The following is a 12,646-nucleotide window of genomic DNA, read 5'->3' as shown; positions in this document are numbered from 1 at the left end:
CAACTGTCACGCAAGCCACGAGCGCTGCCTACCCTGATCCTTAAAGATCGCGGGCAGCCGATCGACGGCTATGTGCCCGAAGATTTCCTGATCGAGGGCTATGCGCCCGATCCGCATATCGCTGCGCCCGTCGCGGTTTAAAAACATTTCGCCTGCGTGATGGCACCAACGGCGCGGTTCGGCGTTCGTTCAGAGGATTGACAGGAGAAAACATCATGATCCGCAAGATAGTGACTCTCGCCCTCATCGGGGGCAGCTTGGCGATGGCCGCGTGCAACACCGTTCGTGGTGCGGCCAAGGACGTCAATTCGGCAGCGAACGCGGTCGACAACGCTACCTGATTTGAGCCATGGTCACGTCGCCTGTTCAAGGAGGAGTGACCATGGTTCGTAAGGTTTCGACGCTATTACTGATTGCCGGCACGTTCGCAATTGCGGCGTGCAACACGGTTCGTGGTGCTGGTGAGGACCTCGGGTCAGCCGCCAATGCGACCGAAAATGCGATTAACAAGTAAAGCGCTACCGAACTAAGAAAAGCCCCGCCGGCATCGCTGCCAGCGGGGCTTTTTGATGACCATTGCCCCAAGGGCTGATGGGTTTCTCTCAGCTTTCCAAATAATCGCCCGCGTCGGCGTCGGTGCCTTCGCCCGAAGGGGTGACCTTGGCCAGCGGATCGGGCCCGGAGGCGCTGGCGTCGCGCGGACTCTGGGCCAGCTCCGCGGCATGTTCTTCCGCGGCCGAGTCAGGTGAGATCAGTGCTTCCTGCAACTTGCGCTGCTGGGCGCGGAGCGCGGCGTCCCGGCTTGAGGCGGCGATACGCATGCGGTTCATGCCCGCGCCGGTGCCCGCCGGGATGAGGCGGCCAACGATGACATTTTCCTTAAGGCCATTGAGCGTATCGATCTTGCCCTGGACCGACGCTTCGGTCAGCACCCGCGTCGTCTCCTGGAACGAAGCGGCCGAGATGAAGCTGCGGGTCTGCAGGCTCGCCTTGGTGATGCCGAGCAGGACCGGACGGCCTTCGGCGAACTTCTTGTTCTTGCCGGTCAGCTTTGAGTTGATGTCGTCCATCTCCTCGCGATCGACTTGTTCGCCGGCCAGTAGCACCGTGTCGCCGCCGTCGGTGATCTCGACCTTCTGCAGCATCTGGCGAACGATCACCTCGATGTGCTTGTCGTTGATCTTCACGCCTTGCAGCCGATAGACTTCCTGAATCTCGCTAACGAGATATTCGGCAAGCGCTTCCACGCCCAGGACTTCCAGGATGTCATGCGGATCGGGCGACCCGCCGACCAGGTTGTCGCCGCGCTTGACGTAATCGCCTTCCTGCACGTCGATGACCTTCGACTTGGGGACCAGATATTCGACCGGATCCGACCCATCGTCGGGGACGATGGCAATCTTGCGCTTGGCCTTATAATCCTTTTTGAAGCTGACCTTGCCCGAGACTTTGGCGATGATCGCGTTTTCCTTGGGCTTGCGCGCCTCGAACAGCTCGGCGACGCGTGGCAGGCCGCCGGTGATGTCGCGCGTCTTGGCGGCTTCGCGCGGCATGCGGGCGAGCACTTCACCGGCTTCCACGGTGGCGCCGTCCTCGACCGCGATGATGGCACCCGGAAGCAGGCGATAAAGCGCTGCCTCCGCCGCGTCCTCGCCCAGCAGGGTGAGGCGGGGCCGCAGGTCTTCCTTTTTCGACTTGGCGAGATCGTCGGTCAACACTCGCTGGGTAATACCGGTCGACTCATCGGTCTGTTCGGACAGTGTGCGGTTGTCGATGATGTCCTGATACTTCACCTGGCCGGCGCGCTCGGTAATTACCGGGCTGAACGAGGGATCCCATTCGGCGATGCGGTCGCCGCGCGAAACGATATGTCCGTTCTGGCATAGCAAATGCGCACCGTAGGGGATGCGGTGCGTCGACAGCTCGCGCCCGTCCATGTCGAGGATTGCGATTTCGCCCGAGCGGGATAGCGAGACATGCCGCCCGCGCGGATCGGTGATCGTGGGCATGTCGCGTAGCTCGACCGTGCCGTCGACCGGCGCCTCGAGGTTCGACTGCTCGTTGAGCTGGGCCGCACCGCCGATGTGGAAGGTCCGCATCGTCAGCTGGGTGCCGGGTTCGCCGATCGATTGCGCCGCGATCACCCCGACCGCTTCGCCGATGTTGACCGGCGTGCCGCGGGCAAGATCGCGCCCGTAGCATTTGGCGCAGACGCCCTGCTTCGAGGCGCAGATCAACGGCGAGCGAATCTTGATGCCCTGCAGCCCCATCGTCTCCAGCTGGGCGACCATGGGCTCGTCGAGCAAGGTGCCCTCGGGGATCATCACCTCGTTAGTCTTGGCGTCGATCAAGTCTTCGGCGGTGGTGCGGCCGAGCACGCGGTCGGCGAGCGACGCGATGACCGCGCCGCCCTGGACGATCGCGCGCATTTCGAGTGCACGGTCGGTGCCGCAATCTTCCTCGATGATCACCGCGTCCTGGCTGACGTCGACCAGGCGGCGGGTCAGATAACCCGAGTTGGCCGTCTTGAGTGCGGTATCGGCAAGACCCTTGCGGGCGCCGTGGGTCGAGTTGAAATATTCAAGGACGGTCAGGCCCTCCTTGAAGTTGGAGATGATCGGCGTTTCGATAATCTCTCCCGACGGCTTGGCCATCAGGCCACGCATACCGGCCAGCTGCTTGATCTGCGCCTGGCTGCCACGAGCGCCCGAGTGGGCCATCATGTAGATCGAGTTGATCGGCGCCTCGCGGCCGTCCTCGCCTTTCTTAACTGACGAGATTTCCTTCATCATCTCGCTCGCCACGCGGTCGCCGCAGCGCGACCAGGCGTCGATCACCTTGTTGTACTTTTCCTGCTGGGTGATGAGGCCGTCCTGATACTGCTGCTCATAGTCCTTCACCAGCGCGCGGGTCTCGTCGACCAACCCGACCTTGGTGCCGGGGATGACCATGTCGTCCTTGCCGAAGCTGATGCCGGCCTTGAACGCGTGGCGGAAGCCAAGGCCCATGATGGCATCGGCGAACAGCACCGTCTCCTTTTGACCAGTGTGGCGATAGACGGTGTCGATGACGTCGCCGATCTCCTTCTTGGTCAGCAAGCGGTTGACGGTCTCGAAAGGTACCTTGTGGCTCTGCGGCAGAGTCTCGCCCAACAGCATCCGACCGGGCGTCGTCTCGACCCGCATCATATATTGTTCGCCCGCCTCGTTAGTCTGGGGCACGCGGCTGGTGATCTTGGTGTGGAGCGTCACCGCCTTGGCGTTCAAGGCGGCGTGGACCTCATCCATTCCGGCCAACAGCGATCCTTCGCCGGGTTCGTTTTCCTTCATCATCGACAGATAATAAAGTCCCAGCACCATGTCCTGCGACGGCACGATGATCGGCTTGCCGTTGGCGGGCGAGAGGATGTTGTTGGTGCTCATCATCAGCACGCGCGCTTCGAGCTGCGCTTCGAGGCTGAGCGGGACGTGCACCGCCATCTGGTCGCCGTCGAAATCGGCATTGAACGCAGAACAGACCAGCGGGTGAAGCTGGATCGCCTTGCCCTCGATCAGCACCGGCTCGAACGCCTGGATGCCGAGGCGGTGAAGCGTCGGCGCGCGGTTGAGCAGCACCGGATGCTCGCGGATCACCTCGTCGAGGATGTCCCACACTTCCTTGCGCTCTTTTTCGACCCACTTCTTGGCCTGCTTGAGGGTCATCGACAGACCCTTGGCGTCAAGGCGCGAGTATATGAACGGCTTGAACAGTTCGAGCGCCATCTTCTTCGGCAGGCCGCACTGGTGAAGTTTGAGCTCAGGACCGGTAACGATCACCGAACGGCCCGAATAGTCGACCCGCTTGCCGAGCAGGTTCTGGCGGAAACGGCCCTGCTTGCCCTTGAGCATGTCGGACAGCGACTTGAGCGGACGCTTGTTGGCGCCGGTAATGGTGCGGCCGCGCCGGCCGTTGTCGAACAAGGCGTCGACCGCCTCCTGAAGCATGCGCTTTTCGTTGCGGACGATGATGTCCGGCGCGCGCAGTTCCATCAGCCGTTTCAGGCGGTTGTTGCGGTTGATCACCCGGCGATAGAGATCGTTGAGATCGGACGTCGCGAAACGGCCGCCGTCTAGCGGCACCAGCGGGCGAAGCTCGGGCGGGATGACCGGGATCACTTCGAGGATCATCCACTCGGGCTTATTGCCCGAATCGATGAAGCTCTCGACAACTTTCAGCCGTTTGATGATCTTCTTCGGCTTCAATTCCGATTTGGTCACCGCGAGCTCGTCGAGCAGCTCCTTACGCTCGCCTTCGAGGTCGAGGTCGACCAGCATATGCTTAACCGCTTCGGCGCCGATCCCGGCGGAGAAGGCATCCTCGCCATATTCATCCTGAGCGGCGAGCAGTTCGTCCTCGGTCAGCAGCTGGTACTTCTCAAGCGGGGTCAGGCCCGGCTCGATCACCACATAGCTTTCGAAATAGAGAATCCGCTCGAGCTGCTTCAGCTGCATGTCGAGCAGCAGGCCGATGCGGCTCGGCAGGCTCTTCAGGAACCAGATGTGCGCGACCGGCGCGGCCAATTCGATATGACCCATCCGCTCGCGGCGGACCTTCGACACGGTCACTTCGACGCCGCATTTTTCGCACACGATGCCCTTGTACTTCATGCGCTTATACTTGCCGCACAGGCATTCGTAATCTTTGATCGGACCGAAGATGCGCGCGCAGAACAGCCCGTCACGCTCGGGCTTGAACGTGCGGTAGTTGATGGTCTCAGGCTTCTTGATCTCGCCGAACGACCAGCTGCGAATCTTATCGGGCGAAGCGATACCGATCTTGATCTGGTCGAAGGTCTCCGGCTTGGCGACAGGATTGGCGAAGTTGGTCAGCTCGTTCATTTTTATGTCCTTCTACTCCCCCGGCCGTCCGGGCTGGGGGGTAAGGGAAATCAATTATTCGGCGGCGATCGCGGTCGGCTCGTCATTCTCATCGACCGTCGTATCGAGTTCGACGTTGAGGCCGAGCGAGCGCATCTCCTTAACCAACACGTTGAAGCTTTCGGGAATGCCCGCCTCGAACGTATCGTCGCCCTTGACGATCGCCTCGTAGACCTTGGTCCGGCCGATCACGTCGTCCGACTTCACCGTCAGCATTTCCTGCAGCGTGTAGGCGGCGCCGTAGGCTTGCAGCGCCCACACCTCCATCTCGCCGAAGCGCTGGCCGCCGAACTGGGCCTTGCCGCCCAGCGGCTGCTGGGTGACCAGGCTGTACGGCCCGATCGAGCGGGCGTGGATCTTGTCGTCAACCAGATGGTGCAGCTTGAGCATGTAGATGTATCCCACCGTCACCTTGCGGTCGAAAGCGTCCCCGGTGCGGCCGTCGAACAAGGTCACCTGGCCCGACTTGTCGAGGCCGGCCTTCTCCAGCATCGCCGTGACATCGGCCTCGCGTGCGCCGTCGAACACCGGGGTGCCCATTGGAATGCCGCCGACCAGATTGGCGGCCAGCTCCATCACGTTGGCATCGTCGCGGCCGTCGATGTCCTTGGCGTAATTGTCGCCGTAGATGTCCTTCAGCTTGACGCGCATTTCCTTGGCGTCCTTGCCGGTCAGCTCGGACCCGCGGGCATGCATGCCGTCCAACATCTCCTGGATCTGCTTGCCGAGGCCGCGCGCGGCCCAGCCGAGATGAGTCTCGAAAATCTGCCCGACGTTCATGCGGGACGGCACGCCCAGCGGGTTCAAGACTATGTCGACCGGTGTCCCGTCCTCGAGGAACGGCATGTCCTCGTTGGGCAGAATGCGGCTGATGACGCCCTTGTTGCCATGGCGGCCGGCCATCTTGTCGCCCGGCTGCAGTTTGCGCTTCACCGCGACGAATACCTTGGCCATCTTGAGCACGCCGGGCGGCAGCTCATCGCCGCGCTCCAGTTTTTCGACGCGGTCCTCGAACTTGCGATTGATGACCCCGGTCGCCTCGTCATACTGCGCCTTCAGCGCCTCGAGGTTGGCCTGGCTCTTGTCGTCCTTGACCGCGATCTTCCACCATTCGTGCTTTTCGGTCGCGTCGAGTATCGCCTCGTCGATCGTCGCACCCTTCTTGATCGACTTGGGCGCGGCGGTCGCTACCTGCCGTAGAAGCATGTCCTTCAGACGCGAGAAAGTGGCACGGTTGAGGATGCCCTTTTCGTCGTCGGCGTCCTTTTTCAGCCGCTCCTTCTCCTCGGTCTGGATGGCGCGGGTACGGTCGTCGATGTCGATGCCGTGACGATTGAACACGCGCACTTCGACCACCGTTCCAGCAACCCCGGGGGGCAGGCGCAGCGACGTGTCGCGCACGTCCGACGCCTTTTCGCCGAAGATGGCGCGGAGCAGTTTCTCCTCCGGCGTCATCGGGCTCTCGCCCTTGGGCGTGATTTTGCCGCACAATATGTCGCCCGGCTCGACCTCGGCGCCGATGTAGACGATGCCTGCCTCGTCGAGGTTGCGCAGCGCTTCCTCGCCAACGTTGGGAATGTCACGGGTAATGTCTTCCGGCCCAAGCTTGGTGTCACGGGCCATGACTTCGAATTCCTCGATGTGGATCGAAGTAAACACGTCGTCCTTGACGATGCGCTCGCTGATGAGGATCGAGTCCTCATAATTATAGCCGTTCCACGGCATGAACGCGACGAGCACATTGCGGCCGAGCGCAAGCTCGCCGAACTGGGTCGACGGGCCGTCGGCGATGATTTCGCCCGCATCGACCGTATCGCCGACCTTCACCAGCGGACGCTGATTGATGCAGGTGTTCTGGTTCGAGCGCTGGAACTTCATCAGCGTATAGATGTCGACGCCAGACTCGCCGGCGCGAAGATCGGAGGTGACGCGTACGACGATGCGGGTCGCGTCGACCTGATCGACGATGCCCGACCGGCGGGCGGCGATCGCGGCGCCGGAGTCGCGCGCGACGGTCTCCTCCATGCCGGTGCCGACCAGCGGCGCGTCGGCCTGCAGCAGGGGCACCGCCTGACGCTGCATATTCGATCCCATGAGGGCGCGGTTGGCGTCGTCATTTTCCAGGAACGGGATCAGCGAGGCGGCAACCGACACCAGCTGCTTGGGGCTGACATCCATCAGCGTAATACTGTCTTTGGGCGCCATCAGGAAGTCACCCGAACGGCGGCTCGATACGATGTCCTCGCCAAAGCTGCCGTCCTTGGTCAGCTCGGCATTGGCCTGGGCGATGGTGTGCTTGGCCTCCTCCATCGCCGACAGATAGACGACGTCCTCGGTCACCTTATGGTCGATGACCTTGCGGTACGGCGTTTCGATGAAGCCGTATTTGTTGACCCGACTGAAGCTGGCGAGCGAATTGATGAGGCCGATGTTCGGGCCTTCGGGGGTTTCGATCGGGCAGATTCGGCCATAGTGCGTCGGGTGAACGTCGCGGACTTCAAAACCAGCGCGCTCGCGGGTCAGGCCGCCCGGCCCGAGTGCCGAGACGCGACGCTTGTGAGTCACCTCAGAGAGCGGGTTGGTCTGGTCCATGAACTGCGAAAGCTGCGACGATCCGAAGAATTCGCGTACCGCGGCGACCGCAGGCTTGGCATTGATCAGGTCGTTGGGCATCACCGTCGACACGTCGACGCTGCTCATCCGCTCCTTGACCGCGCGCTCCATGCGCAACAGTCCGACGCGATACTGATTTTCGAGCAGCTCGCCGACCGAGCGGACCCGGCGGTTGGCGAGGTTGTCGATGTCGTCGATCTCGCCCTTGCCGTCCTTCAGATTGACCAGTTCCTGCACGACCGCGATGATATCCTCGCGGCGCAGGGTGGTGACGGTGTCCTCGGCGTCGAGGCCGAGGCGCATGTTCAATTTGACGCGGCCGACGGCGCTGAGGTCGTAGCGCTCGCTATCGAAGAACAGGCCATAGAACAGCGCGTCCGCGGTCTCGCGCGTCGGTGGCTCGCCGGGGCGCATCACTCGGTATATGTCAGACAGCGCCATGTCGCCGTCTTCGGCCTTGTCGACTTTCAACGTGTTGCGAATCCATGGGCCGGTGTTGATGTAGTCGATGTCGAGCAGGTCGAGCCGATCGATCCCGGCCTTGTCCATCAGGTCGAGATTTTCGGCCGAAATCTCGTCGCCCGCCTCGACGTAAATTTCGCCGGTCTTCTCGTTGATGAGATCATAGGCCGAGAAGCGGCCAAAAATTTCCTCGGTCGGGATGATGACGTTCTTGAGCCCATCCTTGCCGGCGGCGTTGGCCTTGCGCGGTGTGATCTTCTCGTTGGCCTTGAAGATTACCTCGCCTGAATCCGCGTCGACCACGTCATGGGTCGGTTTCTGCCCGCGCCAATTCTCGATGGTGTAGGGAATCTGCCAGCCGTTGGGACCGCGCCCATAGACAACGGTCTTATAAAAGGTGTTGAGGATTTCCTCGCTCGACAGGCCGAGCGCGTGGAGCAGGGCCGAAACGGGCAGCTTGCGTTTGCGGTCGATGCGAACGTTGACGATATCCTTGGCGTCGAATTCGAAGTCGAGCCACGAGCCACGATAAGGGATGACGCGCGCTGCGAAGAGATATTTGCCGCTGGAATGGGTCTTGCCGCGGTCATGGTCGAACAACACGCCTGGGCTACGATGCATCTGGCTGACGATGACTCGCTCGGTCCCGTTGATGACGAAGGTGCCGTTGCCCGTCATCAAAGGCATGTCGCCCATGTAGACGTCCTGCTCCTTGATATCGATCACCGACTTGGCCTCCGTGTCGGGGTCGATCTCAAAGCTGGTTAGGCGCAACGTGACGCGCATCGGCGCGGCGTAGGTCAGTCCCCGCTGACGGCATTCGTCGGTATCGTACTTCGGCGGCTCCAACTCATAACGGTCGAAGTCGAGGTGCGCGGTGCCCGCGAAATCCTGGATCGGAAAGACCGAGCGCAGCGTTTTTTCGAGGCCCGAGACATAGCCCGTTTCCGGATTGGAGCGAAGGAACTGCTCATAGCTTTCGCGTTGAACCTCGATCAGGTTCGGCATTTCGCTGATTTCGTGGATGTTACCGAAGATCTTGCGGATGCGGCGCGAGTTGTTGGTGCGGGCCATAGTGGGCACGTCTTTTTGCTTGGTCGCCATGAGATTCCCTGCGCTGGCGGGACATGCGCCGAGGCACGCGTCCCTCAAATCGATAAGGTCGGGCGCGGCTCCTGTTCACTCCTCACCCTATGTTCGGACCGTTGCGCGGGCTCGGTCCGTGTCCCGGTGAGGACAGGAAAGGCCCCGGGCGCACGAAGCCGTGCGGCGGAGCCGTCATGTATTGGATAAGCTGGATATAGCGCTTTTCACATGGCGCGCAATAGGGCGACGAGATTTTGGCGCTATGAGCTAAGGCTAATTTGAAACCGGAATCTGGATTGTTCGATCTGACTGAACCTCCGCCAGCAGGGCGGCGATCACGGCTTGCGGGCGGCTTGGCTTCCTAACGCAGGCGGGGGCGGGCTGGATGTCGTCAATCGGCCTGAGCGTTCCATCGCTGGTCTGGACAATGAACGGAATCCCCTCCGCACGCAGACAGCGGGCCAGCAGTCCGATATCCGGGTCATGTAGATTGCAATCGATCACCGCCGCCGACACTCGCCCCGCGTCGACCAGCGCCAGTCCATCCGCCGCGCTGGCGACCGGGCCGATCACCTCGACACACAATTCCTCGAACGAGCAGAGGAGATCGAGCGCCTGGTAACAGTTGGGCTCGACGAGCAGGATTCTAAGGTTCAGGAACATGGCTCTCCCGTTGAGCGGGAGCGCAGCGTCTCTCAGCCGCCGCAAGCCCGTGATCGCGCGGCGATGCCACACCAACGGACTCGATTTGGGTACGTTGCAATAATAATAGGGATGAAGCTAATCCGAACGAAAAGGGCGACCCCTTGCGAGGCCGCCCTTCCCATCCGCAGGTGCTTCAAGACGCCCACGAAATCTTTGAAGCTTACTTGAGTTCGACCGTGCCGCCGGCGGCTTCGATCTGGGCCTTGATCTTCTCGGCTTCGGCCTTGTTGACGCCTTCCTTGATCGGCTTGGGAGCACCTTCGACCAGCGCCTTGGCTTCGCCGAGGCCGAGCTGGGTGATCACGCGGACCTCTTTGATGACGTTGATCTTCTTGCCACCGTCGCCGGTGAGGATCACGTCGAACTCGGTCTTCTCTTCCTCGGCCGGTGCGGCGGCGGCGGCCGGTCCGGCGACGGCGACGGCAGCGGCAGCCGAAACGCCCCATTTCTCTTCGAGAGCCTTGGCCAGTTCGGCAGCTTCGAGAACGGTGAGTGCGGACAGGGTGTCGACGATCTTGTTGATGTCAGCCATTTGAAAACTCCTTGCGGGCATCTCGCCCAATTTGTCGTGCGATGAAGACTAGTTGCGAAAATCAGGCTGCCTTGGCGGCATACGCCCCGGTAACGCGGGCCAGCAGGCTCGCGGGCTCGATAGCGATGCGGGCAAGCTTGGTGGCGGGCGCCTGGATGAGGCCCACCAGCGTGCCGCGCAGCTGATCGAGCGACGGAAGCGCGGCGAGAGCCTTGACCCCGTTCACGTCGAGCAGCTTATCGCCCATCGCCCCGCCAACGATCTCAAGACGATCGTTGGTCTTGGCGAAATCCACGGCGACCTTGGCGGCCGCGACGGGATCGACCGAAGTTGCGAGCGCCGTCGGACCGGTCAGCATGTCGCCGATCGGTCCGTACTTGGTGCCCTCGAGCGCGATCAGGGCAAGCCGGTTCTTCGCCACCTTGAACTGGGCACCGGCGTCGCGCATCTTCAATCGCAGGTCGGTGGACTGGGCCACCGTCATGCCGAGATTGCGGGTGATGACCACCACGCTGGTCTCGGAGAAGACGCTCTTCAGCTCGGCAACCAGATCGGCTTTTTGGCTACGATCCATGCCATACTCCTTTTCGGCCAAAGCGAGGCTCCGGCCGAGGTTCAAACAACTCCTCCGCCGGATGGCGACGAAGCAGCCCGTCGCGGTAAGGCGACTAAGGCAGATTGTCCGGGGGGCTGGATCAAATGGGCGCCGGCCAAGGCCAACGCACGACCGGAGGCACGAGGCGCTCCGTCATAATTCCTGTCCCCGTCTAGGCCGCGCATTAAGGGGCAAAACCCAGCGACTGTCTCGGACGAGTGCCCGGCGGCGAACCGTCGAACGAGGGGGCCTATAACCGATCCACCGCCGCGATCAACCCTTCATGCGGCAGGGTGTGCTTTCAGCCATTGCGTGGCCTCGGCCCGGATGCGCGGAAGATTGGCGCCGCGCCACTGGATCTTGGCGACCGCCTGCGCCACCGGCCGCCGGTCGTCGGCGGCAAGATTGGCGTTGGCATAGCCGTTGAGCTTGGCGACAAACGCCGGATCGTTGGCGTCGCCGACCAGCCTGGCGAGGAAGCGCGAGCGGCCGGAAATGTCGACCAGCCCGTTGACCTGGGCGAGGTGCGACAGGAAGAAGTCGAGCGCCATCGCCGGATGGCGGTCGGCCGCCGCGCGGATGATGCCCGCGCTGACCGTCGCACCCGGTTCCTTGGTCAGCGCAAGGTCGAGCGCGCGGCGCGCCAGCGCTTCGTCCTGCGCCCGCCCAAGCAATTGATAGAGCGCGGTGCGCTCGACCGAGCCGCGCGTCTGGCTGGCGACTTTGTGAAGCGCGTCCCACGTCGCCGGGGTGGCATTTTGCGCGATCACGCCGAGCCAGGTCTCCTGGAGCGCGCCGGGGATCGCGTTGCGGTTGCGCTGCCACGCCGCGAACAGGCGCTGTCCTTCGTTGACCACGCGCGGGTCGCCGATCCGGCCAAGCTGCGTGATCAGCGTCTGGCGAAGCAAGCTGTCGAGCGGCGGCTCCCCGGCGCGCGGCGCGAAGCCGAGCTGATCGAGCCGCGGTCCGAAGCGGTGCAGGATTTGCGCCTTGATCACCGCCTGCGTGGCCGCATCACCGTCGAACTGGCCGTAGAGCTGGGCCCACGCGCCGATCCCGTGCGAGACCAATTTGCCATGACCATTGGCGGGGATCGCTGCGAGCAGGTCGAGCCCGCGCGCCATTGGCTGATACCCCGCCTCCGACAGCGCCATCGCATCGGTCAGCGTGCCATATTGGTCGACCGGACCAAGGCGCGGGAAAGCGGCGCGCAGCGCGTCGGCCTGCGGCGCGCTGTACAAGGTGCGATAGTAGCCGGTCTGGCCGGGGTTGAGCAGCAGCACGCCGCAGCCCGGCACTTCGATCTGACCCGATCGTGACTGGGTGATCATCGTCACGGGTGCCTTGCCGCCGATGCTCGCGCGCACCGGGACGTGCCAGGCGGTGGGCGTGGCTGCGGCCTGCGCCTTGCGATCGTTCGAAAATTGGCCCTGCATGATCGTCGCCACGGTCTTGCCGTTAACGCAGCGCGCCGGCCCGACCTGGATCAGCGGGATTCCGGGCTGGGTGGTGAAGTCCCTCGCCACGACCGTCAGCCCCTTGGCGCCGGCGCCCTCAATTGCCGTCCACAAATCGTCGGTGCGCGTGTTGCGATGAGCGAATTTCTTCATATAGGCGCGGATCCCGTCGCGCCACGTGTCGGCCCCGGCAAATCCCTCGAGCATCGAGATGACCGACTCGCCCTTTTCATAGGTGATGTCGTCGAATGCCTGATTGGCCTGTTCGACCGTGCGGACG

At 62.6% G+C, this 12,646-nt stretch carries 9 protein-coding genes; 3 read left to right on the top strand and 6 right to left on the bottom strand.

The features are described 5' to 3' along the window. Positions 1–3 precede the first annotated feature (3 nt). From H0W65_RS12220 to H0W65_RS10635, 3 genes are all read left to right on the top strand, one after another. Positions 4–141 (top strand): thymidylate synthase, encoded by a 138-nt coding sequence (locus tag H0W65_RS12220; RefSeq protein WP_367120142.1) that lies wholly within the window; start codon positions 4–6, stop codon positions 139–141. 74 nt (positions 142–215) lie between these two features. Beyond that, positions 216–341, top strand: a complete 126-nt coding sequence (locus H0W65_RS10640; RefSeq protein ID WP_294007444.1) for an entericidin EcnA/B family protein — start codon at positions 216–218, stop codon at positions 339–341. A gap of 41 nt (positions 342–382) precedes the next feature. Beyond that, positions 383–514 (top strand): entericidin EcnA/B family protein, encoded by a 132-nt coding sequence (locus H0W65_RS10635; protein ID WP_294007443.1) that lies wholly within the window; start codon positions 383–385, stop codon positions 512–514. 88 nt (positions 515–602) lie between these two features. Here the strand turns inward: H0W65_RS10635 and rpoC are convergent, their stop codons facing one another. The 6 genes from rpoC to H0W65_RS10605 form a co-directional block, all read right to left on the bottom strand. Next, entirely contained in the window at positions 603–4,877 is a 4,275-nt protein-coding gene (gene rpoC, locus H0W65_RS10630; protein WP_294007441.1) for a DNA-directed RNA polymerase subunit beta', read from the bottom strand. A 54-nt stretch (positions 4,878–4,931) separates the two neighbouring features. Continuing rightward, the gene (gene rpoB, locus H0W65_RS10625) at positions 4,932–9,095 is read right to left on the bottom strand and encodes a DNA-directed RNA polymerase subunit beta (RefSeq protein ID WP_294007439.1); all 4,164 of its coding nucleotides are present in this window, start codon (positions 9,093–9,095) and stop codon (positions 4,932–4,934) included. Positions 9,096–9,350: 255 nt separating this feature from the next. Continuing rightward, the gene (locus H0W65_RS10620; protein WP_294007437.1) at positions 9,351–9,740 is read right to left on the bottom strand and encodes a hypothetical protein; all 390 of its coding nucleotides are present in this window, start codon (positions 9,738–9,740) and stop codon (positions 9,351–9,353) included. A gap of 202 nt (positions 9,741–9,942) precedes the next feature. Beyond that, the gene (gene rplL, locus H0W65_RS10615) at positions 9,943–10,314 is read right to left on the bottom strand and encodes a 50S ribosomal protein L7/L12 (protein ID WP_294007436.1); all 372 of its coding nucleotides are present in this window, start codon (positions 10,312–10,314) and stop codon (positions 9,943–9,945) included. Between the two features lie 61 nt (positions 10,315–10,375). Beyond that, positions 10,376–10,888 carry a 50S ribosomal protein L10 gene (gene rplJ / locus H0W65_RS10610; protein ID WP_294007433.1) on the bottom strand — a complete coding sequence of 171 codons (513 nt, stop codon included), beginning with the start codon at positions 10,886–10,888 and terminating at the stop codon, positions 10,376–10,378. 302 nt (positions 10,889–11,190) lie between these two features. Further along, on the bottom strand, positions 11,191–12,646 hold a 1,456-nt coding region (locus H0W65_RS10605), incomplete at its 5' end, for a M1 family metallopeptidase (protein ID WP_294007431.1).

Source organism: Sphingomonas sp. (genome assembly GCF_013816785.1).
Lineage (GTDB): Bacteria > Pseudomonadota > Alphaproteobacteria > Sphingomonadales > Sphingomonadaceae > Sphingomicrobium.
The sequence above is the reverse complement of the archived record's forward strand: the minus strand, read 5'-3'. Positions and strand labels throughout refer to the sequence as shown.

What these genes read in the sequence shown, in the direction of transcription:
- H0W65_RS10635 (WP_294007443.1), top strand. Translation starts at nt 383, where the DNA reads ATGGTTCGTAAGGTTTCGACGCTATTACTGATTGCCGGCACGTTCGCA.
- H0W65_RS10620 (WP_294007437.1), bottom strand. Translation starts at nt 9,740, where the DNA reads ATGTTCCTGAACCTTAGAATCCTGCTCGTCGAGCCCAACTGTTACCAG.
- rpoC (WP_294007441.1), bottom strand. Translation starts at nt 4,877, where the DNA reads ATGAACGAGCTGACCAACTTCGCCAATCCTGTCGCCAAGCCGGAGACC.
- rplL (WP_294007436.1), bottom strand. Translation starts at nt 10,314, where the DNA reads ATGGCTGACATCAACAAGATCGTCGACACCCTGTCCGCACTCACCGTT.
- H0W65_RS10640 (WP_294007444.1), top strand. Translation starts at nt 216, where the DNA reads ATGATCCGCAAGATAGTGACTCTCGCCCTCATCGGGGGCAGCTTGGCG.
- rpoB (WP_294007439.1), bottom strand. Translation starts at nt 9,095, where the DNA reads ATGGCGACCAAGCAAAAAGACGTGCCCACTATGGCCCGCACCAACAAC.
- rplJ (WP_294007433.1), bottom strand. Translation starts at nt 10,888, where the DNA reads ATGGATCGTAGCCAAAAAGCCGATCTGGTTGCCGAGCTGAAGAGCGTC.